This window comes from Azonexus hydrophilus (assembly GCF_038368255.1).
Lineage (GTDB): Bacteria > Pseudomonadota > Gammaproteobacteria > Burkholderiales > Rhodocyclaceae > Azonexus > Azonexus hydrophilus.
In genome coordinates this window covers 1,339,150-1,362,158 of record NZ_CP151406.1, presented here as the reverse complement: position 1 = coordinate 1,362,158, position 23,009 = coordinate 1,339,150, and the positions used below count along the sequence as shown (strand labels likewise).

27 protein-coding genes and 2 pseudogenes are annotated in these 23,009 nt (G+C 64.0%); 10 read left to right on the top strand and 19 right to left on the bottom strand.

Annotated features, from left to right (window positions below):
• Positions 1–21 precede the first annotated feature (21 nt).
• The 19 genes from nifS to rsxA form a co-directional block, all read right to left on the bottom strand.
• Entirely contained in the window at positions 22–1,227 is a 1,206-nt protein-coding gene (nifS, locus tag AADV58_RS06685; RefSeq protein ID WP_341744379.1) for a cysteine desulfurase NifS, read from the bottom strand.
• 42 nt (positions 1,228–1,269) lie between these two features.
• Positions 1,270–2,166: a Fe-S cluster assembly protein NifU gene (gene nifU, locus AADV58_RS06680; protein ID WP_028996104.1), complete on the bottom strand. Its 897-nt coding sequence runs from the start codon at positions 2,164–2,166 to the stop codon at positions 1,270–1,272.
• Between the two features lie 10 nt (positions 2,167–2,176).
• Complete coding sequence (locus AADV58_RS06675) at positions 2,177–2,500, bottom strand: HesB/IscA family protein (RefSeq protein WP_028996105.1); 324 nt, start codon at positions 2,498–2,500, stop codon at positions 2,177–2,179.
• Between the two features lie 122 nt (positions 2,501–2,622).
• Positions 2,623–3,039 (bottom strand): hypothetical protein, encoded by a 417-nt coding sequence (locus AADV58_RS06670; protein ID WP_157272560.1) that lies wholly within the window; start codon positions 3,037–3,039, stop codon positions 2,623–2,625.
• Positions 3,036–3,377 carry a hypothetical protein gene (locus tag AADV58_RS06665; RefSeq protein WP_043421913.1) on the bottom strand — a complete coding sequence of 114 codons (342 nt, stop codon included), beginning with the start codon at positions 3,375–3,377 and terminating at the stop codon, positions 3,036–3,038. The genes AADV58_RS06670 and AADV58_RS06665 overlap by 4 nt, the downstream gene beginning before the upstream one ends.
• A 25-nt stretch (positions 3,378–3,402) precedes the next feature.
• Positions 3,403–3,624, bottom strand: a complete 222-nt coding sequence (locus AADV58_RS06660; protein WP_245580574.1) for a CCE_0567 family metalloprotein — start codon at positions 3,622–3,624, stop codon at positions 3,403–3,405.
• Between the two features lie 11 nt (positions 3,625–3,635).
• The gene (locus AADV58_RS06655; protein WP_028996108.1) at positions 3,636–4,085 is read right to left on the bottom strand and encodes a NifX-associated nitrogen fixation protein; all 450 of its coding nucleotides are present in this window, start codon (positions 4,083–4,085) and stop codon (positions 3,636–3,638) included.
• Positions 4,075–4,533 (bottom strand): SoxR reducing system RseC family protein, encoded by a 459-nt coding sequence (locus AADV58_RS06650; protein WP_157272561.1) that lies wholly within the window; start codon positions 4,531–4,533, stop codon positions 4,075–4,077. Before AADV58_RS06650 ends, AADV58_RS06655 begins: the two co-directional genes overlap by 11 nt.
• Before the next feature lie 8 nt (positions 4,534–4,541).
• A complete protein-coding gene (locus tag AADV58_RS06645) occupies positions 4,542–5,021 on the bottom strand; it encodes a NifB/NifX family molybdenum-iron cluster-binding protein (RefSeq protein ID WP_281983604.1) in 480 nt (159 codons plus the stop codon).
• Entirely contained in the window at positions 4,984–6,387 is a 1,404-nt protein-coding gene (gene nifN / locus AADV58_RS06640; protein WP_341744378.1) for a nitrogenase iron-molybdenum cofactor biosynthesis protein NifN, read from the bottom strand. The genes AADV58_RS06645 and nifN overlap by 38 nt, the downstream gene beginning before the upstream one ends.
• Before the next feature lie 361 nt (positions 6,388–6,748).
• The gene (nifE, locus tag AADV58_RS06635; protein ID WP_341744377.1) at positions 6,749–8,146 is read right to left on the bottom strand and encodes a nitrogenase iron-molybdenum cofactor biosynthesis protein NifE; all 1,398 of its coding nucleotides are present in this window, start codon (positions 8,144–8,146) and stop codon (positions 6,749–6,751) included.
• A gap of 121 nt (positions 8,147–8,267) precedes the next feature.
• Positions 8,268–9,296, bottom strand: a complete 1,029-nt coding sequence (locus tag AADV58_RS06630; protein ID WP_341744376.1) for a helix-hairpin-helix domain-containing protein — start codon at positions 9,294–9,296, stop codon at positions 8,268–8,270.
• A 118-nt stretch (positions 9,297–9,414) separates the two neighbouring features.
• A complete protein-coding gene (locus AADV58_RS06625; protein WP_028996116.1) occupies positions 9,415–9,687 on the bottom strand; it encodes an RnfH family protein in 273 nt (90 codons plus the stop codon).
• A gap of 11 nt (positions 9,688–9,698) precedes the next feature.
• A complete protein-coding gene (locus AADV58_RS06620) occupies positions 9,699–10,373 on the bottom strand; it encodes an electron transport complex subunit E (protein ID WP_043421917.1) in 675 nt (224 codons plus the stop codon).
• Between the two features lie 9 nt (positions 10,374–10,382).
• Positions 10,383–10,997 (bottom strand): electron transport complex subunit RsxG, encoded by a 615-nt coding sequence (rsxG, locus tag AADV58_RS06615; protein ID WP_028996118.1) that lies wholly within the window; start codon positions 10,995–10,997, stop codon positions 10,383–10,385.
• A complete protein-coding gene (locus tag AADV58_RS06610) occupies positions 10,997–12,082 on the bottom strand; it encodes an RnfABCDGE type electron transport complex subunit D (RefSeq protein ID WP_281985331.1) in 1,086 nt (361 codons plus the stop codon). Before AADV58_RS06610 ends, rsxG begins: the two co-directional genes overlap by 1 nt.
• Positions 12,079–13,626, bottom strand: a complete 1,548-nt coding sequence (rsxC, locus tag AADV58_RS06605) for an electron transport complex subunit RsxC (protein WP_341744375.1) — start codon at positions 13,624–13,626, stop codon at positions 12,079–12,081. Before rsxC ends, AADV58_RS06610 begins: the two co-directional genes overlap by 4 nt.
• 11 nt (positions 13,627–13,637) lie before the next feature.
• Positions 13,638–14,165, bottom strand: coding sequence for an RnfABCDGE type electron transport complex subunit B (locus AADV58_RS06600; RefSeq protein ID WP_028996121.1), 528 nt, complete (start codon positions 14,163–14,165; stop codon positions 13,638–13,640).
• A 12-nt stretch (positions 14,166–14,177) separates the two neighbouring features.
• Positions 14,178–14,756: an electron transport complex subunit RsxA gene (gene rsxA, locus AADV58_RS06595; protein ID WP_028996122.1), complete on the bottom strand. Its 579-nt coding sequence runs from the start codon at positions 14,754–14,756 to the stop codon at positions 14,178–14,180.
• Between the two features lie 275 nt (positions 14,757–15,031).
• On the opposite strand from rsxA, the gene nifL reads away from it, so the two are divergent.
• The 10 genes and pseudogenes from nifL (at position 15,032) to AADV58_RS06555 (ending at position 23,004) form a co-directional block, all read left to right on the top strand.
• On the top strand, positions 15,032–16,552 hold the full coding sequence (gene nifL / locus AADV58_RS06590; protein WP_028996123.1) for a nitrogen fixation negative regulator NifL: 1,521 nt from the start codon (positions 15,032–15,034) through the stop codon (positions 16,550–16,552).
• 14 nt (positions 16,553–16,566) lie between these two features.
• Positions 16,567–18,180, top strand: a complete 1,614-nt coding sequence (gene nifA, locus AADV58_RS06585) for a nif-specific transcriptional activator NifA (protein WP_341744374.1) — start codon at positions 16,567–16,569, stop codon at positions 18,178–18,180.
• 98 nt (positions 18,181–18,278) lie between these two features.
• Positions 18,279–18,596: pseudogene (locus AADV58_RS18645) on the top strand (HAMP domain-containing protein); the annotation flags it as partial.
• Positions 18,591–19,292: pseudogene (locus AADV58_RS18640) on the top strand (methyl-accepting chemotaxis protein); the annotation flags it as partial. The pseudogenes AADV58_RS18645 and AADV58_RS18640, both read left to right, overlap by 6 nt.
• Positions 19,293–19,358: 66 nt before the next feature.
• Positions 19,359–19,748, top strand: coding sequence for a CZB domain-containing protein (locus AADV58_RS18635; RefSeq protein ID WP_424243844.1), 390 nt, complete (start codon positions 19,359–19,361; stop codon positions 19,746–19,748).
• 120 nt (positions 19,749–19,868) lie between these two features.
• On the top strand, positions 19,869–20,198 hold the full coding sequence (locus tag AADV58_RS06575) for a (2Fe-2S) ferredoxin domain-containing protein (protein ID WP_028996125.1): 330 nt from the start codon (positions 19,869–19,871) through the stop codon (positions 20,196–20,198).
• Positions 20,199–20,202: 4 nt separating this feature from the next.
• A complete protein-coding gene (locus AADV58_RS06570) occupies positions 20,203–20,469 on the top strand; it encodes a nitrogen fixation protein NifZ (RefSeq protein ID WP_341744372.1) in 267 nt (88 codons plus the stop codon).
• 1 nt (position 20,470) lies between these two features.
• A complete protein-coding gene (locus AADV58_RS06565; protein WP_341744371.1) occupies positions 20,471–21,004 on the top strand; it encodes a flavodoxin in 534 nt (177 codons plus the stop codon).
• A complete protein-coding gene (locus AADV58_RS06560; RefSeq protein ID WP_281985348.1) occupies positions 21,001–21,306 on the top strand; it encodes a hypothetical protein in 306 nt (101 codons plus the stop codon). Before AADV58_RS06565 ends, AADV58_RS06560 begins: the two co-directional genes overlap by 4 nt.
• 63 nt (positions 21,307–21,369) lie before the next feature.
• A complete protein-coding gene (locus tag AADV58_RS06555) occupies positions 21,370–23,004 on the top strand; it encodes a diguanylate cyclase (protein WP_341744370.1) in 1,635 nt (544 codons plus the stop codon).
• The last annotated feature ends 5 nt before the right edge of the window (positions 23,005–23,009 follow it).

Sequence of the window (23,009 nt, the reverse complement as noted above, 5' to 3'; positions counted from 1 at the left end):
GAGACTGATGCAAAAACCGGGTCAGGCGTAGGTCGGGGCGAAGGCTTGCTCGGCTGAGACCGGGCCGCCGTCGCGCCAGTACGGCGACAATTTGCGCAATTGCGCGATGATCGGGGGAACCGCTTCGATGACCCGGTCGATTTCGGCTTCGGTGTTGTGCACCGACAGCGAGAAACGGATCGTGCCGTGGGCGGCGGTGTAGGGAATGCCCATCGCGCGCATCACGTGCGAGGGTTCCAGCGAACCTGAGGTACAGGCCGAGCCCGAGCTGCAGGCGATGCCCATCTTGTTGAGCAACAGCAGGATGGCCTCGCCTTCGACGTATTCGAAGGCGATGTTGCTGGTGTTGGGCAGGCGGTTGCCCGGATCACCGGTCGGGAAGCAATGGGTGACCTGGCTGAGGATGCCCTTTTCCAGCTTGTCGCGCAGGCGACGGACTTCGGTGTTTTCCTTTTCCATATTCTGCATGGCTAGTTCGCAGGCCATGCCGAGGCCGACGATGGACGCCGAGTTCTCGGTGCCGGCGCGCCGGCCGCGTTCCTGGTGGCCGCCACGCAGCAGCGGGCGGAAGCGGCAACCGCGACGCAGGTAGAGGACGCCGATGCCCTTCGGTGCATGCAGCTTGTGACCGGACAGGGACAGCATGTCGATCTTGCTGTTCTTCAAATCGATGGGCAGCTTGCCGACCGCCTGGACAGCGTCGGTGTGGAACATGATGCCCTTGGCCGAAGCCAGCGCAGCCATTTCCTCGACCGGGAACAGCGTGCCAGTCTCGTTGTTGGCCCACATCACCGAAACCACCGCCACGCGGTCGTGCAGCAGCGACTTGTATTCGTCGATGTCGATGCGGCCCTTCTTGTCCACCTTGAGCTTGTGGACGATGTAGCCTTCCTTCTCCAGCCATTCGCACAGGGTCAGGATGGCCGGGTGCTCGACGGTGGTGGTGATCACCGTGTTGCGTTCCGGCTGCGCCTTGAGCGCCGACAGGATGGCGGTCGAATCGGATTCGGTGCCGCAGGAAGTGAAGATGATTTCCGAGTCGTGCTCGGCGCCAAGCAGCGCCTGCACCTGGGCGCGGGCCTTTTTCAGCGCCTTGCCGACTTCGCTGCCGAAGGCGTGGATCGACGAAGCGTTGCCGAAGTGCTCGGTGAAGAACGGCAGCATCGCCTCGACCACGGCCGGCTCGCAGCGCGTGGTGGCGTTATTGTCCAGGTAGATCGGTTCCATGGCGCTGTCCTTTTTCGGTTTCTCTGTTGGGGTTGGGCGTTCTCAGGCTTCGACCGGCATGTGCGACGAAGGCAGCACCTGGACCAGCTCGCCCAAGGCTTCGATCATCTTCTGCTGGATGCCGCCGAGGGTGGCCGCTTCCATCATGCAACCGGAGCAGGCGCCCTTGAGATGCACGTAGATCTTCTTGCCTTGAACGTCGGCCAGTTCGACATCGCCGTGGTCGCGCTGGAGCATCGGGCGGACCGATTCGAGCACTTCCTCGATGATCTTGATCTTCTCGACGATCGACAGCTTCTTGCTCGGCGGCTTCGGGGCTTCCGGGGTGGCCGGGCACGGCGGCGGCGGCGAAACTTCGCCGGGGCCGGCGCGCGAGGCCTTGACCTTGGCCAGGATTTCCTCGATGCCTTCGTGGCAGGCGGCGCAACCGCCACCGGCCTTGGTGTAGAAGGTCACTTCCTCAACCGTATTGAGGTTGTTGGCGGTGACCACGTCTTCGATCATCACTGCGTCGATGGCGAAGCACTTGCAGATCAGCGCGCCTTCTTCGTGGTCGTCGGACCATTCCTCGCCACGGTAGTTGGCAACGGCAGCCTGCAGCGCCTCGCGGCCCATGACCGAGCAGTGCATCTTTTCCGGCGGCAGGCCGTCGAGGAAGTCGGCGATGTCCTGGTTCGAGACCTTGAGCGCCTCGTCCAGGGTCAAGCCCTTGATCATCTCGGTCAGCGCCGACGACGAGGCGATGGCCGAACCGCAACCAAAGGTCTGAAAATGCGCGTCTTCGATCACTTCCGTTTCCGGATTGACCTTGAGCATCAGGCGCAGCGCGTCGCCGCACTGGATCGAGCCGACATCGCCGATGCCGTTGGCTTCTTCCAGCGGACCGGAGTTGCGCGGGTTGAAGAAGTGTTCGCGAACCTTGTCAGAGTATTCCCACATGATTCTTCCCTCAGACCGAGAACGACGAGCCGCAGGAACACTGCGCGCTGGCGTTCGGGTTGTCGAACTTGAAACCGGTGTGGGTCAGCGTGTCGACGAAATCGACAGTGACGTTGTCGATCATCGGCATGGTCATCGGATCGACCAGCAGCTTGACGCCGTCGACTTCGACTTCCCAGTCATCTTCAGCCTTCTCGGCTTCGAGCTTCATGCCGTACTGCAGGCCGGAACAGCCGCCGCCCGAGATCATCAGGCGCAGGCCGGCGACCGGCGTTTCGGAACCACGGATGAAACGTTGTACTGCTTTTACGGCGGCGGGGGTCAGATTGATCATGGCGATTCTCCCAGGGGTTGATGGCTTACTCATTGCAAGCCCTGTGCCATCCCGAAACCTATCGCCAAGCCTATGAATTAAATGAATTGTTGCTGCGCAGCGGCTTGTCGCATTTGCGACAATCACCCCAAAACATGTTCGTAAGCACGACGCATCAGGTCGCGCTCGATGGCGCTCAAGGAGCGTGCCTCGGCAATCGTGATGAATCGACCATCCAGTTGCTCGGCAGCGGCAAATGGCGGATCGATGCTGGCAAAAGCGCCGAGCAGCACCGCGACGTCGCCGGCGGAGGTATCCACCCAGCACTGGAATTCCGGCACCGCCTCGATTGCCCCTTCGGCCAAGCCAAGACGAACCTCGGCCTCGCGCAGCACGGCGCTCGGATGTACCTGCACCGTCGGCGACCAGTCTTCCGGCCGTAGCGCGGCATCGGCCGGCAAGGGGGTAAACAGGGCGACACCAGAAGGCAGACGCAGATAGCGCAAGCGCCCGCTGGTGCCCTGCTTGTGCAGGAGAAGCACACGTGTGTCCATATTCATGCCGGATACTCCGCAATAACCGCGTCACCGCGCCACACTGGCGCCCTTCCCCAGACCTGCACGGCATCGACGTAACTACCCGCTTTCGCGGGATGCGGCAGCAGCACCTGGTATTCGGCGAAGACCCGCCCGTCCGGGAAAAAGGTTGCCTTGCCAAAACGCTGACCACCCCGCCAGACGGCAATCACACTCTCTTGCTGTGAGTAGGGATCGCGCTCCATCTCGAAACTGGCGGCAGCCCACACCGGTTCGTCGCCAATCGACAGACCGAGTTTGCCGACCTGCTCACGCAGTGCCTGGCACAGCGACTCGCCGATATCCGGGGACGGCGGTGTCATCGCCCGCCCCCGTCACTAGCCACCTTCAAACCGTTTGCGCCTTCTGCGCCGCCGCCAAGCGCTGGCTGGCTTCAGCCCAGGCCTGACAAGCGTCGTAAGTCGACTGCGCGATGCCCGGAATTTCCTGGTAGCCCGCCGGCAGGCGGTCTTCCACGAGGTCGTGCATTTGCGACGCCCATTCCGAAGCAATACGCTTCAACTTCTTCACTTCCTTGTCGAGAGCGGCGAGTTCTTCGTCAGTCATCATTTCCTCCGTCCTTACAGCCCGGCGACGTCCGGATATTGGCCGATGCGTTCGAGAGCGATGCCGAGCAGCTTGTCCGCTTCATCCTTCATCTTGGAGAGGCTGGGAAAGCCGAAACGATGCACGTCGCGCAGCGTCTTCTCGACGGCAACCAGCTTGCCAACGGTGATGATGGCGCGGCCAAAACCTTCATGCGTCAGGTGCACCAGCGGCACGGCCAGCAGCTTGCATTCCTTCTCGATCAACACGGCGATGGCGTTGTAGAAGGCCTTGACGCGCGAAATCGTTTCATCATCCGGATCACCGATCAGCGGAATGGTCGCCTTGCGCTCCTTGGTCATGATGTAGGGGTCGAGAATTTTCTCGACGGTCCAGCCGGAATAGGTACCGTAGGTATCCAAGGCGCGCATCTGGCGCGCCATTTCCTTGACGAAATCGGTTTCAAAGATGGGATCAGTGCTCATGGTGGAACTCCTGTGGGGAAACTTGTGAAGAACGGGATAGCGGCAGCAGTTGCGGCGCCGGCATCAATCCGGGAACCAGGCCGATGGCGACGCGGGCAATGATCAGGGCGGCAACGAAGCCGACGATGGCGCCCAGCGCCGTTGCGCCGTCGCTACCTTCGAGCACGGCGCCAAGCCAGGCGCCGAACAGCATGGCGAAGGCCGGAAACAGGTAACCGAGCAGCGCCGACAACGTCAGCCGGCTTTCCGGCAAGGCCACGCAGACCATGTCACCTGCGGCGATGCCAGCGCTGGCCGGCAGGGTCAGGACAGTCGCCGGACGGCCGGCAGCGATCTTGCCGATGCCGCAACTGCTGCCGTGACCACAGGCCGAACAGCCGCTGGTTTCCATGACGACGATGGCGCGGCCGTCCTCGATCCGCTGGACGATGCCACGATGTTCGATCATGCCGGCGCTCATCCCTGCCACCCTTCGTCTTCCATCGCCGCGAAGCGATCCGTTGCCGCCGCCTTGGTCTGCGCGGCGATGGCCCGGTCAACCCAGGCTACGCCGCCGTCGCGCATGGCACCGGACAGCTCCAGCAGCAATTCGTCGATGGCATCGACCTCGCCCACGCGGATCGGCTGGATGCCGGCGGCCATCAGCTTCTTTATCGCCGACGCACCGATGGCCATAACATAGACCGCGGCACAGCCGGCCAGGAAATCGACCTTGGCGATCAGCTTGTCCTCGTTGCCATCCATGGCTTCTTCCGAAAACTCGCCGACGCCGACCAGCGTCGCCTTGTCCGGCGTCACCTCGTAGATGGCAAAACCCTCGGCAGCACCGAAATGCTGATTGACCCGGGTCCGGTCGGTCGAGGCGAAGGCAATGCGGAGCACGGCTTCCGGCGCCTGCTTAATGGACCAGACCAGCTGCAGACGACGTGACGACATGGGGTTGTCCGACACCATCACGGTCGTCGGTCCAGTAGATTGAACGATAGGCTTCGAGTTCATGATGTTGTCCCAGCATCAAGTTGGCGAGATCAAAGAGGGTCTGCCGCGTACCGCGGTACCCCACCCAGGTGCGGGCGTAACCGCCCACGTAGTCGTATTGCGGAAAACCAGCGCGCATCAGGGGCAAACCCAGGCGGTGCGCGGTATCCACGGCATGCGAATTGGACATGACGAGTTGGGCACCGGCGGCACGTGCCGCCTTTTCCATGTCTTCCAGATCGCCGACGATCACCTTGTCGATCGGCAAGCCAGCCAGACTTTCATGTTTGTGCGGGCTGACTGCAGCCACCACCTCAGCGCCCATGCCGGTCAGGAAACGCACCTGCATGCCGAGCAGGTCAGGATCGGCCGCCAACGCCACCCGGGCAAACCCGGTCATGAAATGGCTATCGACCATTGCATCCTGCAACTGCGCGCGATGGCGTTCAATTTTTTCGGGCACCGGCTTGCCGGAAATCTCGGCCAGCGCCTGGGTGAAGGCATCGCAATCATCGAGCCCCATCAGCCCAGCGAAGCGATGATCGGGCACCGCGGTCAGGCCCTTGAGGATATCCGCCGCATTGAACAGCGACGGCCCGATCACCAGGGTCGCCACTGACTCGCCCATCGCCTCGATTTCCGCGCGCGGCGTGCCACCGATGGTCAGCGCCGAATACTCGGCCTCGACCAGGTGACCATCCAGCGAATCGCCAATATCCGGCACCACCACCGGGCGCAGGCCGAAAGCCTCGACCCAGTCCTTGATCGCCTCGATATCGCCCGGCGTCAGCATCCCCGACGCCAGCACATTGACCTGCTTCGGCCGCTTGCCGGCACAATCGCTCGCCGGCACCAGCGTGCGGATCAGCGCCTCGATCGCCAGCGCGTAACCGCTTTCCAGGCAACCGACGTAATCCGGCGTATTCACCGGCACCACCGCCACCCCGTCATATTCGGGATGCGCAGCGCGAAATTCCTTGACCGTACGCAGGATGTCGGTCCCCTGCGTCTCCGACAGCCCGGTCGTGACCAGGCCGATGATGTCCGGCTTGCTCTTGTCGGACAGCGTGCGCAAGGCCTCGACCACATTCTCGTCGGCGCCCATGATCGACGACACCTGATCCATCGCCGTCGTCTGCAGCGGAATCGGCTCGCGGAAATGGCGCACGAAAAACACCTTGCCGAACGCCGTGCACCCTTGCGAACCATGCATCAGCGGCAGACTACGATTCAGCCCGAGGAAAACCAGCGACGCACCGATCGGCTGGCTGACCTTCAACGGATTCACCGCCAGCGCTTTCTTGGATTGGATGATTTCGGCCATGTGGGCAACGCTCCTCAGAGATTAACCACTCCTAAGCAATGAGCGCGCCAAGATAAAACAACAAGTAAAACAGTTAGTTAAATTCTGTCAACGTGTAGCAAACCCGACAATCACGGCAAGCCGGACAAAGCCAAACGCAATTGGCCAGGTGCCCATTCAGCCGGCAGAAAACGTTTTCCAGCGAGCGTAAAAAGGCTCAAGGTTGGCGCCGCCGTCGAACGACAGGGCACACCCGTCGGCGAACGACCTGCCCGTCGCCGCCCATGCCTGGAGTGGCGGCAGGATGGTAGTCAGCCATAAGCTGAGCGAGTTTTCCCGGGTACCGGGATTAATACTGGAAAACTGGATTGCGCAATAAGACTCAGGCCGTCAGCACCGCTCCCGAAACTCCCTGCGCCCACGGCGCCGGCTTCCGGACTGCGGTCCACACCGGGCTTTCCATCGACAGCGCCAGTTGGCGGGCGAGTTCGCTCATGCCGGCGTAGCCGGCGTAGCCGAATTCGCGTTCCTGGTTGATGTCGAGGAAGGGAATGCGCGCCTTGAGGGCGGTGTACAAATTGCGCCCGCCGGCGATCAGGATGTCGGCCCGGTACTCGTGATAGGTCGACAGCAGGGCCTTGGGGCTGCCGTCGTCGATCATCTTGGTGTCCTCGCCCATCAGTTCGCGGATGCGCGCCTTGTCTTCCTCGGTCGATTTCTTGGTACCGGTGGCGACCACCTTCATGCCCAGATCCTGCAGCGCTGAAACGATGGACCACGACTTGACGCCGCCGGTGTAGAGCAGCACGCGCTTGTCCTTGAGGCGGGCGCGCCAGGGTTCGAGCGCGGCGTGGGCCTTGGCTTCCTCGCGGGTGATGACCGCCTCGGTGCGGGCGATCAGGTCGGGGTCGCCGATCAGCCGGGCGAAATCGCGCAGTGCGTTGGAAACATCCTGAACGCCGTAGAAACTGCCTTCGAAGAACGGCTGGCCGTAGGTTTCCTGCATTTTACGGGCGACGTTGAGCAGGGCCTTGGCGCAGACGACCATGTTCACCTTCGCCCGGTGCATGGTCTGCACCTCGTGGAAACGCGCGTCGCCGGACAGCGTGCACAGGATGCGCAGGCCGAGTTCATCGAACAGCGGCGCAACGTGCCAGAACTCGCCGGCGATGTTGTATTCGCCGATCAGGTTGACGTCGTAAGTCGGCAGGCCGTCGGCGCGCGGTTTGGCCGGTGCCGGCTCGGCGGTGCCGATGACGTACTTGAACATGGCCTCGCCGGCCAGGCGGTTGCCGAGGTTCTTGGTGCCGTAGAAACCGGCGGCATCGACCGGCACCACCGGGATGCCGACGCGCTCGCTGGCGGCCTTGCAGACGGCTTCGACGTCGTCACCGATCAGTGCGGTGACGCAGGTGTTGTAGACGAAGACGGCCTTCGGCGCGTAGCTGTCGACCGCCTGCTTGATCGCGTGGAACAGGCGTTTTTCGCCACGCCCCATGACCACGTCGGTTTCCGACAGGTCGGTGGTCATGCCGATCTTGTACAGCGTGACGCCGGAAGAGCGCGTCCCGCGGTTATCCCAGGAAGAACCGGCGCAAGCAATCGGCCCATGGACGATGTGGGCGACGTCGGCGATCGGCAGCAGCGCGATCTGCGCGCCGTCGAAGGAGCAGCCGCCGGCAGTGGCGCCCGGCTTCGGCTTCGAACAACCGGACTTTTCCTTGGTGTTATGGCTGCAGGCCGGCTCGTCGAGCAGGGCCTGGATTTCGCTGGCTTTCATGCGCGTTCTCCAGATGACTGGCTAACACTCAGCAAAATGGGTGCCACCGGGCAGCACCTTGTTTTATTTGATAATTTTCATCAGCAGGCTTGTCGCCTTTACGACAAGCCTGCGAAAAAACTCAAATCTTCAACAACTTGCCGACCTTTTCCAGCAGCTTGGCGCCAACGCCCTTGGCCCGCAGCAAGTCGTCGAGCCTGGCATAAGGCCGGGCGGCAACGATGGCTTCGGCGACCGCCTTGGAAATCCCCTTGACAGCAGCCAGTTCGGCCGCGCTGGCGGTATTGACGCTGACCGGACCGGTCTTGTCTGCGGACTTGCTGGCGCCTGCTTTCTTGGTCGCACCCTTGCCCGCCTTGGCGGCCAGCTTGACCGCTGCCTTGACGTCGCCGCTGACCGGCTCACTCACCGCCGCCACTACCGGCTCGGCGATCACTGCCGCCGCCAGGTTGCGGTAATCGCGCGTCAGGTAACCGGCCGGCGTCCATTCGCGCAGCATCAGAGTCAGCGCGCCGCTGGCGTTCACCGCCGGCACACTGTACTGGCAATCGGCCCAGGCGCTGCCGCCGGACAACTGGCCGAGGACCACGCTGGCCACCGGCTGCCCCTGCCAGGCGCCGCCTTGATAGGGCGCATCCAGCGCCCAGACTTCGAGGGCCAGCGTGCCGCTGAGGTTGTCCGGGCTGCGCGGGCTGGCGATGCGCTCGATGGCGATTTCCGCCACGCCGTCGGCCACCCGGCAGCTCACGTCGCCGAGCAGGAAAGGCTGGAAGAAGGTCTGCGGCGTCGCATAGACCGACAAGTCGCGAACCTGGACGCTGCCGTCCACGCGCTGTCCAACCAGGGCCATGGCCATGACCTGGGCGGCGCAACCGGCCGGCGGCAAGGCAGTCACACAGGCGGCCACGTTGAAATTGCCCGGCGTCGGCTGCAGGGCCAGTTCGGCGACCTTGACGCCGTTCAGCGCCAGGCCGTCGAAACCGCCGGGACTGGCCCACAATTGCAGGGCCCAGTGGGTGCCGTCGGCCAGATCGGCTTCGGCCAGGCTGACATCGGCGTTGAGATGGACGAAGTCGCCATCCAGACAGTAACCATGATTGGCACCAAGCGCGGTCACGGCGTCGGCGGCGGAATAATTCGTCGTATGCACGGGCATCTCCCAGGGACAAGGCCGCGCATTATAGGACAGAAATATTTCAGTATTATCAATTATTTACGCACAAACACGGTGCATGAACCGGTATTCCAATGTCGCAAAAACGACAATCCTATTCGTCTTCGTCGCTGTCCTTGCGCGGCACCGTCGCCGGGTCGCAGATGATGGCGCGGTAGATTTCGACGCGATCGCCGGGGCGTAAGGCTGCGTCCAGTTTGGCCAGCTTGCCGAAAACGCCGACCTTCTGCGCTGCCAGGTCGATATGCGGAAACTGCTTGAGGATGCCGGAGCGCTCGATGGCCTCCTGTACCGTAGCGCTGTCCGGGACTTCGATGTTCAGCCAGACCTGCTGGCCGGGTTCGGAATAGGCGACACCAATCTGCATGACTGTACTCCTCAGGCGGCGGCCGGTTCGGCGCTGGCGGCTTCGCGTTCGGCCAGCTTGCGGTCGATGATGCGCTTGCCGGCCAGCAGAAAGCCGAGCGCGGCGAAGGCACCGGGCGGCAGGATCATCAGCAGGGCGCCGCCGTAACCCGGCACCTGCACTTCGAGAAAGGCGAACGACGGGCCAAGCAGTTGCGATGCCTGGGCGAACAACGTGCCGGCGCCGAAAAATTCCCGGACCAGACCGAGCAGGACCAACGCACCGGTGAAGCCCAGCCCCATGGCAATCCCATCCACGGCACTGGCGACGACGCCGTTCTTCACTGCAAAGGACTCCGAACGACCGAGGATGGCGCAATTGACCACGATCAGCGCGATGAACAGGCCGAGCACCTTGTACAGCTCATGCAGCCAGGCATTCATCGCCAGGTCGACGATGGTCACCAGGGTGGCGATCAGCACGATGAAAACCGGAATCCGCACCTGGGCGCTGACCACCTTGCGGATCAACGACACCAGGACATTGGCGCACACCAGCACCGCCGTGCTCGCCAGTCCCATGCCCAGGCCGTTGGTGCCGCTGGTGGTCACCGCCATCAGCGGGCACAGCGCCAGCATCTGCGCGAAAACGACGTTCTGTTCCCACAGCCCGTCCTTGATGATCCTGCCGTACTGGATATCGCTCATCGTTATCTCCTAGGCCGCCTGACCGGTGATTTCCGCCTTGTGGGCAGTGAAGAACTCCAAACCGCCCTTGACTGCCTTGACCACGGCACGCGGCGTGATGGTGGCGCCAGCAAACTGGTCGAAGACGCCGTTATCCTTCTTCACGCCCCAACGCTCCGGCGTTGGATCGAGCAGCGACTTGCCGTTGAAACTCAGCACCCAGCTGTCCTTCTTGACCTCGATCTTGTCGCCCAGGCCCGGTGTTTCCGTATGCTTGAGGACGCGCACGCCGAGCGTGCGGCCATCCATATCGACCGCCATCAGCACCTGGATTTCGCCGGAATAGCCGCGCTCGGCCACCTTGAACAGCACTGCCTTGAGCGCCTCACCCTGGCGGGCACGATAGATGGTCACCGTCTTGCCGTTGCGGTCGAGCTCGACCGTATCCTTGAGAAAATCATTGTCGGCCAGACCGGCCGGCAGCACGTCAGACAGCGAATTGCGCAGGTCTTTGGCTTCAGCCGCCGCAATGGCCGGCGCCGTGGCGTCGGACACCACCGCCAGCGCACCGCTGGCGAGCAGGGCAACGATGCCGAGCAGCAGCGGCTGGTAGCCGAGTTTGTCGCGCAGGGTATCGAGGTTCATCAGGCGTTCTCCGGAATGTCGAGCGGCTTGCCTTTACGGTCACGGCCAAGGATGCGCGGCTTGCAGAAGCGGTCGATGACCGGCGTCATGGCATTCATCAGCAGCACGGCGAAGGCGACGCCTTCCGGGTAGCCGCCGAAACTGCGGATCACCCAGGTGAGCAGGCCGATGCCCAGGCCGAAGATGATCTGGCCAGTGGTCGTGTTCGGCGAGGTCACGTAATCGGTGGCGATGAAGAAGGCACCGAGCATCAGCGCGCCGGACAGCAGGTGCGCCTCGGCCGACAGGAAGCGGCCGGGATCGACGGCGTGAGCGATCGCCGCCGGGATGGTGACACCGGCCAGAACGGCCAGCGGCGCATGCCAGGTGATGACGCGGGTGATCAACAGGTAGAGGCCACCGCACAGGATCAGTACCGCCGCCGACTCGCCGAAACTGCCGGCGCGCATACCGATCCACGACAGGTCGGGGCCGGCGTGCAGCGCCGTTGCCAGGTCGATGCCGCGGGCCAGTTCGGTCTTGGCGTGGCCAAGCAGGGTGGCGCTGGTCATCGCGTCCGGCACCGGCAGGCTGGTCAGGAAGATGCGCAGACTGCTGACGAAATCGGGCGTCGGCAGCGTGCCCATCGGCAGCGGCGCGACCCACAGCGTCAGTGGCAACGGGAAGGACACCAGCAGCGCCACCCGCGCCACCATGGCCGGATTGAACACGTTCTGGCCCAACCCGCCGAACACCTGCTTGCCGATGACGATGGCGATGAAGCCGCCAACCACCGCCACCCACCACGGCGCCCAGGGCGGCAAGGTCATCGCCAGCAGCCAGCCGGTGAGCACGGCCGAGCCGTCGAACAGCGTTGCCTTGACGCGCGGCGTGCCCATCAGCTTCAGCGACAGGACCTCGAAGGCGACGCAGGAGAGGATGGTCAGCGCCCACAGGAAGAAGGCCGGCCAACCGTACAGCCAGAAGCCATAGAGGGTCGCCGGCAGCAGCGCCAGTTGCACGCGGAACATGGTCCGGCTGACCGAATTGCCGCCATGGGCATGCGGCGAGGCGACCGTCTGGGCGGTCAGGGTGGCGGGGGTCATGCGCTTTCTCCCTCGGTGGCGCCGGCGGTTTCGCTGGCCTGCTTGGCTGCCGCTTCAGCCGCTGCCTTGGCGGCAGCGGCAGCTTCGCGCTCGGCCTTGCGCTTGGCGGCGGCTTCGGCTTTCTCGCGCGCTTCGCGATCCAGCCGTTCCTGGCGTTGCTGGGCCAGCTTCTTGGTCGCGTCGTTGCGCAGCTTGTTGCGGTCCTGCGCCGCCAGTTCGCCCTTGGCATGAACGAAATACTGGACCAGCGGGATCTTCGACGGGCAGACATAGGCGCAGCAGCCGCAGGCGATGCAGTCCTTGAGGCCGATACCGACCGCCTCGTCGTAAGCCGAATTGCGGATGCGGGCGCTCATTTCCAGCGGCAGCAGGCCCATCGGACAGGCTTTCACGCAACTGCCGCAACGGATGCAGGGATCGGGTTCCTGAGCGGCGACTTCCTGCGCGTCGAACGCCAGGATGCCGCTGGTGCCCTTGACCACCGGCACGCGCCAGTGCGGAATCTGCATGCCCATCATCGGCCCGCCCATGACCCGGCGCGCCAGGCCGATGCCGTCGCCCTTGAGGCCGCCGGCAAAGGCGATCACTTCCTCGGCCAGGGTGCCGACCAGCACCTCGATGTTGCCCGGGTCGTTGGCGCAGTTGCCATTGACCGTGACCACCCGCGAAATCAGCGGCCGGCCGTCGCGGATCGCCGCGCGCACGGCCAGCGCCGTGCCGACGTTATGAACCAGAATGCCGATGTCGAAAGTACGGCTCTCGGCCGCCACTTCCTTGCCGGTCAATACCTGAACCAGTTGCTTTTCCGAACCCATCGGATAACGCGCGGGAATCGGCCGGATGTGCACCTCGGCCACGCCAGCGGCAGCCGCCTGCATGGCGGCGATGGCTTCCGGCTTGTTGTCCTCGATGCCGACCAGCGCCTCGCGGGCGCCGGTGGCGTGGAGCATGATGCGAATGCCGTCGACGATGTCGGCCGCCCGCTCGCGCATCTGGCGGTCGTCGCAGGACAGGTAGGGCTCGCATTCGCCGCCGTTGATAACCAGGGTTTTGACCTTGGAGCGGGCGGCGCCAGTCAGCTTGACCGCCGACGGGAAGGCCGCGCCGCCCAGGCCGACGACACCGGCCGCGGCAACCCGCTTGCCGATCTCGGCAGGATCAAGGGCGAACGGGTCGGCACACCCCTGGCAATCGACCCATTCGTCGCGCCCGTCGGCCGCCAGGATGATCGCCGGCAGGGTCAGGCCCGAGGGATGCGGCGCCGTGATGTCGGTGACGGCGACAATCGTGCCCGACGTCGGCGCATGGATCGGCGCCGAGATCATGCCCTGTGCTTCAGCGATCAATTCGCCCTTCTTGACCTGCTGGCCGACCAGCACCACCGGCCGCGCCGGCCCGCCGAGATGCTGCTGCAGCGGCAGATAGAGTTTTTCCGGCACCGGCATCGTGCGTAGCGGCCGGTCGGCGGCGGGGCGTTTGCGGTCGTCGGGATGCACGCCCCAGTCGTCGCCGAGGAAGTGCTTGAACAGATTCATGAATCCCATGATATGAACTCTCAGGCCAGGCGGGGCTTGGGCATCACCCAGTGTTGCAGGGTGACCGGCACCGGTTTCATGACCAGCGCCTCGGTCGGACATTTTTCGATGCAGGCTTCGCAGCCGGTACAGGCTTCGCGGAAGACGTTGTGGATCTGTTTCGGCCCGCCGAGGATGGCGTCAGTCGGGCAAACTCGGGCGCAGCGGCAGCAGCCGATGCACAGCTCCTCGGCAACCGTGGCGATTTTCGGACCGTCGTCGCCGAGCGCCGAGAGATCGACGGTCAGGCCGAGCTTGGCGGCAATCGCCGAAACCAGCGCCTTGCCACCGGGCGGGCAGCAGGTGGCCGGAGCAGTCCCGGCGACAATGGCTTCGGCCGCACCGACGCAACCGGGATAACCACACTGGCCGCAATTGGAACCGGGCATCAGGTCGACCAGTTCATCGACGATGGGATTGCCCTCGACCTTGAGGAACTTGTTGGCGATGCCCAACGCGATGCCGAGGATGGCACCGAGCACGGTCAGGCTGAGGATGGCGGCGATCATGGCAGTCCTCCCTTAAACATTGAGGCCCGAGAAGCCCATGAAGGCCAGGGCGAGCAGGCTGATGGTGATGAAGGCAACGGGCGCCCCGGCAAAGGCGGCCGGCACGCGGGCCAGCGCCACGCGTTCGCGCAGGCCGGCAAAGATCAGCAGCACCAGCGTGAAGCCGAGTGCCGAGCCGAAACCGTAGAGCAGGCTCTTGAACAGGCTGAACTCCTGCTGGACGTTGAGCAGCGCGACACCGAGCACGGCGCAGTTGGTGGTGATCAGCGGCAGGTAGATACCCAGCGACTGGTACAGCCCGGGACTGGTCTTCTTGACGAACATCTCGGTGAATTGCACGACCGACGCAATCACCAGGATGAAGGTCAGGATGCGCAGGTAGCCCAGACCGAGCGGCTGCAGCAGCCAGTTGTCGAGCATCCACGAGGCGGCGCTGGCCAGCATCAGCACGAAGGTCGTCGCCAAACCCATGCCGAAGGCGCTATCGACACTTTTCGATACGCCCATGACCGGACACAGGCCAAGGAATTTGATCAACACGACATTGTTGACCAGTGCGGTGGAAAGCAGCAGTAACAGGATTTCGCTCATGGACGGAAGACTCGGGTTGGACCTCGCCGACTTCATTGCATAAGCCGTGCCATCGCCGGGATTCCCCGCCCCATGCCCGTCCAGCCCCGTTTTTGGAGGCAACACACCAAATTGGTGCATTACAGGCAAAACAATTTGTCGCAAAGCCCACAGAAAATTGTCGAATTCACGCCGAGACCACGACAAACAGGGCCTTTGCAGCAAACCGCACAAGGCGGCATGGAATCTGCTTTTAACCGATCCAGACCCTTACCGGCCCTTTCCGGAGTTAGATCATGTCGGCTCAGCCCCTGACCCAGAACGACCTCAAAGACATCCTGCCGCCCGAGGTCTATCGCCAGGCAGTTCATCAGGCCGACCTGGCCATTTCGATCACCGATCCGTCGGCTCGCATCCTCTATGCCAACGACAGCTTCAGCCGGATCACCGGCTACAGCGCCGAGGACATCGTCGGCCTGAACGAATCCGTACTCTCCAATCACACCACACCGCCGGCGCTGTACGCCGACATGTGGGCCTCGCTCAAGGCCCGCCGGCCGTGGTCGGGCAAGCTGCTCAACAAGCGCAAATGCGGCGGTACCTATCTCGCCGAACTGTCGATCACGCCGGTCGTCAACGACAAGGGTGAAATCACCCATTTCCTGGGCATGCACCGCGACATCACCGAACTGCATCGGCTGGAGCGCACGGTGCTCAACCAGAAGCAGTTGATCGAATCGGTGATCGACGCCTCGCCGGTGGCCTTCGCCCTGCTCGACCCGACCGGCCGCGTGGTCCTCGACAACCACGCCTACAAGAAACTGCTCACCGACATGCGGGTCAAGGAGCCGGCGCACCGTCTGCTCGATGCCCTGGCACCGGAATGGTACGAAGCCCTGGCCAGCGACCCCAGGCTCTGCGAATTCAGCAACCGCGAAATGCGCGTCGACAGCCCCGGCGGCCGCGCCCGCTGGTTGTCGGTCAGCGCCTCGGTGATCGCCATGCACAGCGAATGCGCCGACAGCTACTTCTGCGCCGCCGGCCAGCCCGGCCTGCTGCTGGTCATTTCCGACATCACCAACCTGCGCGAGGAACAGGAGCGAGCCAAGGGCGCCGCGCTGAAAGCTTCGCTGGCCGAGGAAGAACGCACGGCGGCGATCCGCGAAGGGCTGTCGGCGGCGGTGTTCCGCCTGGAAGAGCCGCTCAACGTCATGGCTTCGGCAGTCGCCGTGCTCCAGCGCCGCGATCCGGCCAGCGCCGAAATGCTCAGGCACGCGCTCGACAACAGCCGCGAGCACATCGAATCGCTGCGCCAGGTGATCCCGCAAAGTCCGCATGAAATCCTCATCCGGGTGAATCTCAACGAAATCCTGCGCGACGTGCTCGAAGTGTGCACGCCGCGCCTGCTCAGCGCCGGCATCACCGTCGACTGGCAACCCTCGGCGGTGCTGCCGCCACTGAACGGCCGGCCACTGCAATTGCGCATGCTGTTCAAGGCCCTCGTTGAAAACGCCATCGAAGCCATGAACGTCAAGGGCTGGCCGCGCCGCGAACTGCAGATCAAGAGTGAAGTCGTCGATGACTGCCTGCGCGTCGCCATCCTCGACAGCGGCCCGGGCATTCCGATGGAGTGGCGGCACAAGGCCTTCGAGCCTTTCTTCACGGCCAAGAACGGCAGTGGCAAACACATCGGCACCGGCTTGTCGCGGGCCCAGCAGGTCGTCGCCGACCACGGCGGCATCATCGATCTCGACGAAAGTCCGGCTGGCGGCTGCGCCGCCATCGTCGAATTCCGCGTCGACGGCGACCCGATCTGAGCAGGACACACAACATGCACGACCACCACACCCTCCACGCTGCCGACGAATGCCCGCCCCCGGGCGGCTACTGTCGAACGCACGAACTGAACATCCTGCTGCTGTCGGCGCTGTACGCTGTCAGCCGCGTGCTCAGCCGCTCGCTGGCCTTCAACGAAACCCTGCACGACCTGCTGCGCGTGCTGCACGACGAAGCCGGGCTGAGCCGCGGACTGATCGGCGTCGTCGATGCCGAAAGCGGCAAGCTGGCCATCCATACCATCTACAACCCCGACGGCCCGACTGCCGACAGCGCCCAATACGGCCCCGGTGAAGGCATCATTGGCCTGATCCTGGAAAAGCCCCGCACCTTCAAGCTGGAACGCGTCGCCGACGAGCCACGCTTCCTCAACCGGGTCGGGCTGTACGAACCGGAACTGCCCTTCATCGCCGTGCCGATCAAGGTCGGCGGCAACCTCCAGGGCGTCCTCGCGGTCCAGCCGGAAGCACCGGAAGACGGCCTGCTCGAGGAACGCGCCCAGTTCGTCGAGATGGTCGCCAACCTGATCGGCCAGAGCCTCAAGCTCTCGCTCGACGTTCAGCAGGAAAAATCGACCCTACTCGAAGAACGCGACCTGCTGCGCCGCACCGTCCGCCACCAGCACGGTTTCGACAGCATGGTCGGACGCTCGGCGGTCATGCGCCGGGTCTTCGAACAGGCGCGCATGGTCGCCAAGTGGAACACCACCGTGTTGATCCGCGGCGAAACCGGCACCGGCAAGGAACTGATCGCCAACGCCATCCACTACAACTCGCCGCGCGCGCGCAACATGCTGGTCAAGCTCAACTGCGCCGCGCTGCCCGAGAACCTGCTCGAATCCGAACTCTTCGGCCACGAACGCGGCGCCTTCACCGGCGCCGTCGAAGCGCGCAAGGGCCGCTTCGAACAGGCCAACGGCGGCACGCTGTTCCTCGACGAAATCGGCGAAGTCTCGGCCGCCTTCCAGGCCAAGCTACTGCGCATCCTGCAGGAAGGCGAGTTCGAACGCGTCGGCGGCAGCAAGACGATCAAGGTCGATGTGCGCATCATCGCCGCCACCCACCGCGATCTGGAAACCGCCGTCGAGATGGGCGACTTCCGCGAGGACTTGTTCTACCGCCTGAACGTCATGCCGCTGTTCCTGCCGCCGCTACGCGAGCGCATCGAGGACATCCCGGAAATCGCCCGCCACCTGCTGACCAAGATCGGCAACGACCAGAAGCGCAAGCTGACGCTCAGCGACATGGCCCAGCGCCGGCTGGCCAGCCACGACTGGCCGGGCAACGTGCGCGAACTGGAAAACTGCCTGGAACGCGCCGCCGTGCTGTCCGAAGACGGGTTGATCGATGTCGACCTGATCCGCTTCCCGAGCAGTCGCGAACGCAGTTCGGCCCGGCCGCTGAAGACGGCGGTGCCAAGCGGCGAGATGCCGCCGCCGGCGAGCGAAGTCGATATCAACGATCCCTCGCTGTCCGAACGCGAACGCGTCATCGCCGCGCTGGAACAGGCCGGCTGGGTCCAGGCCAAGGCCGCCCGCATCCTCGGCATGACGCCGCGCCAGATCGCCTACCGCATCCAGACGCTGAACATCGAGGTCAAGCAGTTCTGACCCACCCGGAGCAGCGACCCATTTCCGTAACAAGGGCCGGCGACAATGTGCCCGGCCCTTGTTCGGCCAAGATTTCACAGCTATCAGGAATTCCAAGCATGCAGCGTTCTCCCTTCATCCGCAGCGCCTTCGTTGAGGTCGTCTTTCTCAACGCGCTGCTGTTCATCGCCGGCATCATCGGCATGGCCACGCACGGCTGGCTGCCGCTGGACTGGCTGTGGTTCAGCTGCCTGATGGCCTTCGGCCTGGGCAGCGGCTTCTTCTACCTGCACAAGCTGCGCGTCGCGCTGACCCCGCTGAACCACATTTCCCGCGTCGCCACCGAAATCTCGCGCGGCGTCATCGGCCAGCGTATCCCCGACCTGCGGCGCAAGGATGAACTCGGCGTGGTCTGCGACAACGTCAATGCCATGCTGGAACAGATGGAAAGCTGCTTCACCAAACAGCGCGAAGCCCTGCAGGCCGCCAGCGAGAACCGTTTTGCCGACCAGATCGACAGCGCCGGCCTGCATGGCGTCTTCCGCCAGGCCGTCGATCAGGGCAACGAATCGCTGGCCATCCTGATGCGCAACTACCACCAGGAGATGCGCAACAACCTGCTCTCCCGCCTCGGCCAGTTGAATGCCGAGAACCTCTTGAAGAACATGCGTACCAGCCAGCGCGACATGCTCGGCATCGTCGCCGCCACCGACGAACTGGCCCGGCTATCGACCGACAACGCCAGCGCTGCCCAGGAAAGCAGCGCGGCGATTGCCGAGGTGGTCGAGGCAATGAACCGCCTGGTCGGGAAAATCGAGGACACCGGCCATGCGATCACCGAATTCAACGCCCACCGCGAGGAAATCGCCCGCTCGGTCAGCCTGATCGCCACCATCGCCGACCAGACCAACCTGCTGGCGCTCAACGCCGCCATCGAAGCCGCCCGCGCCGGCGAGCACGGCCGCGGCTTCGCCGTCGTCGCCGACGAGGTGCGCAAGCTGGCGGAAAACTCGAAGAATGCCTCGGCATCGATCTCCAGCGTCATGGACACGCTGCAGGTGGATGCCGGGAAAATGGTCGCCAACGCCGACGAAATGCGCGGCATCGCCTCCGAATCCTGCGCCACCATCGGCGATTTCGACGCCCGTTTCGCCGACGTCGCCAGCTCGTCGGCCAATGCCCTGGCACAGATCCGCTACGTGCATGACGTCAGCTTCGCCTCGCTGGCCAAGATCGACCACTTCATCTACAAGCAGAACGGCTACATGGCGGTCAACCGCGGCAGCGACTCGGAAAACGCCCAGGCGGTGACGGTCAACGAACTGAACTGCCGCCTCGGCAAGTGGCTGAACAACGAGGAAACCCTGGCCGTCTTCGGCAAGGTCCAGAGCTTCCGGCGCATTGCCGAACCGCACAAGCAGGTGCACCAGAACATGCACCTGGCCATGGATTTCATGGGCCAGGGCTGGGAAACCGATTACGCCGTCCAGGAAAAGCTCCACGGCGCCTTCCTGCAGGTGGAACAGGGCAGCGACGGCGTCATCGACGCGCTGGACGGCATGGTCGTCGAGAAGCACGGGGCGCGCTGAGGAAAAACCCTGCCTTGTCGCAAACGCGACAAGGCCGACACAAGCCATTTCATTGAAAACAAAGGACAAATAGCTGGCACTTTCCTTGCGAAAGCCTAGGCCATCAACAAGGAGAACACCATGCCCAAACCGAAGAAACACGTCCTCGTCTGCGTCCAGGGCCGTCCCGCCGGTCACCCGCGCGGTTCCTGCCAGGAAAAGGGCTGCGGCCAGACCTGGCAGGCCTTCCAGGACGAATTCACCGCCCGCAACCTGTGGAACGCCGGCTTTCAGCTGACCAACACCGGCTGCCTCGGCCCCTGTCATCTCGGCACCAGCGTCATCGTCTATCCGGAAGGCACCATGTACGTGGGCGTCAAGCCCGAGGATGTCGGCGCGATCATCGACGAGGACCTGATGTTCGACCAGCCGGTCGAGCGCCTCAAGGCCCCTGCCGACGTCTGGGCCTGAGATCATGGAAACCGTCCTCTACGAAATCGGCGACCTGGTCTATGCCGCCGAAGACCTGTTCAACGACGGCGGCATGCCCGGCGTCGATGACGAAGACGCGCTGCTGGTCCCCACCGGTACGCGCGGCGTGGTGGTGCATTTCGGCCATACCGAACTCGAACCAAAACAGGAGATCTATCTGGTGCGCTTCGAGAACGGCCCCGACGGCACGCTCGGCAATCCGATCGGCGTGCTGCCCGAAGAACTGACGCAGGAAGTCGCGGTCGCCTGAAATGGACAAGATCGGCATCTTCTTCGGCACCGACACCGGCCGCACCCGGCTGGTCGCCAAGCAGATCGCCAAAAAGCTCGGCGAGGTGGCTGCCGCACCGGTCAACATCGGTCGCACCACCCTCGCCGACTTCCTTGCCCATGACTGCCTGATCGTCGGCAGTCCGACCCTGGGCGACGGCGAGCTGCCCGGTGAATCGACCGGCTTGAGCCAGCCGAGCTGGGAGGAATTCCTGCCGCAACTGGCCGACGCCGACCTGTCCGGCAAGACCATCGCCATTTTCGGCCTCGGCGATCAGCAGAAATACCCGGACGAATTCGTGGACGCCATCGGTATCCTCCACGATGCCTTCGTCGCCCGCGGGGCGACGGTGGTTGGTCGCTGGCCGGTGGCCGGTTACGAATTCAAGGCGTCGCGGGCGGTCGACGGCGACCATTTCCTCGGCCTGGCCATCGACCAGCATCATCAGGCGATGCTCAGCGAAAGCCGCATCGACGCCTGGCTGGAACAGATCAAACCGGAGTTGCTGCGATGAACACCAACCCCTGGTCACTGCCCAAGGACCGCTCACTGCGCCGCCTGCTCGTCAGCCTCGACGAGAAGCTGGGCGACGCCTGCGACGTCGCGCCCGACGACGGGGTTGATCCCAACATCGTCACCCTGCGCCACAGCGAACTGGACCGCCTGCGCGCCCATGTTTACCTGCACGGCCAGCGACCCGGCACCTACGGCGTCTTCTTCGAATACCCGCACCCGGTGCCCGGCATCCTCGAAACCGAGGAAAACCTGCCGCTCCCCAAAGCCCTGGCCAGCCTGGCGCTGCATTTCGACGCCTGAATCGCCGTTGCCGGCGCTTTCCCGCGCTATACTCGAATCAATCTTTTCTCGTCGGCGCCAGCCATGGGCCTTTTTCGACTGATTACCTGCCTGGTCATTTTCCTGTTCGCGGGAATCGCCACGCCATCGGCCCAGGCCAACACGCCCGACAACCCCTTGAAGGTCCGGGTCCAGTTGAAATGGTTCCACCAGTACCAGTTCGCCGGCTTCTACGCCGCGCTTGAACAGGGCTACTTCCGGCGCGCCGGGCTGGACGTCGAACTGATCGAAGGCCACCCGGAAGTCGATCTGGCGCGGACCGTCGTCGACGGCGGTGCCGAATTCGGTGTCGGCAACTCCTCGCTGCTGATCGATTTCAACCAGGGCCTGCCGGTGGTCGCCGTCGCCGCGATCTTCCAGCATTCGCCGTTTGTCATCCTCGCCCGGGTTGATCCGAAAATCCGCACCGTCAAGGACCTCGAAGGGCGGACGCTGATGGGCGAAAGCCACTCGGCCGAGCTGACCGCCTACCTGAAGAAGGCCGGCGTCGATCTCGCCAAGGTCCGCCAGGTGATCCACAGCGGCAGCGTCAAGAGCCTGGCGGCGAACGGTCCCGAGCGGGTCGACGCGACCACCGCCTACATCTCGACCGAACCGGTCGAGGCCAGCCAGTACGGCATTCCCTACCAGATCTTCAATCCCCGCGAACTGAACATCGATCTCTACGGCGACACGCTGTTCACCAGCCAGCGCTTCGCCCGCGAGCACCCGCAGGCCGTCGCCGCCATGCGCGACGCGCTGGCCGAAGGCTGGCGCTATGCCTACCGCCACCAGGCGGAAATCATCGACCTGATCCTGGAGAAATATCATCCCAGGATGGACCGGATGACCCTGACGCTGGAAGCCCAGTCGCTCTACAACCTGTTTCTCGCCGATATCGTCGACATCGGCTACATGAGTCGAACGCGCTGGCAGGAAATTGCCCGGATATTCGCCGAAACCGGCTTGCTGCCGGCCAGTTACACGCTCGACGGCTTCCTGTTCACCCCCGACGCCCCGATGCCGGGCTGGGCCTACCAGGCGCTGGCCTGGGCGGCGCTGGTGCTGCTGTTCGGCGGTCTGCTGATCGCCTACATCGTTTCGCTCAACCGCCGCCTGCGCCTCAGCCTCGCCCAGCTCGAAGCGGCCAATGCCGGCCTGGCCGAACTATCGACCACCGATGCGCTGACCGGCCTGTTCAACCGTCGCCATTTCGACGCCGCCCTCGACCGCGAACTGGCCCGCGCCACCCGCCACACCCAGGCCATTGCCCTGCTGATGATCGACGTCGACGAATTCAAGAAGTACAACGACGCCCTCGGCCACCCGGCCGGCGACGCCTGCCTGCGCAGGATCGCCGACATCCTGCGCGACAACGCCCAGCGCGCCAGCGAATTCGCCGCCCGCATCGGCGGTGAGGAATTCGCCATCGTCGCCGGCGGGCTGACGCCGGACGAAGCTTTTGCGCTGGCCGAGCGTATCCGCCGGGAAGTCGCGGACGCCGGCATCGTGCATCCCAGCCGCGACGACGGACGGGTCAGCATTAGTATCGGAGTCAATTGTGCGCCCCCCGACCGCGTCCCGCTCACTGCCCGGGAGCTGATTGCCGGCGCCGACGCTGCGCTCTACCGGGCCAAGCGCGAAGGGCGCAACCGCAGCATCCTGCACATCGCGGAATAGAAAAA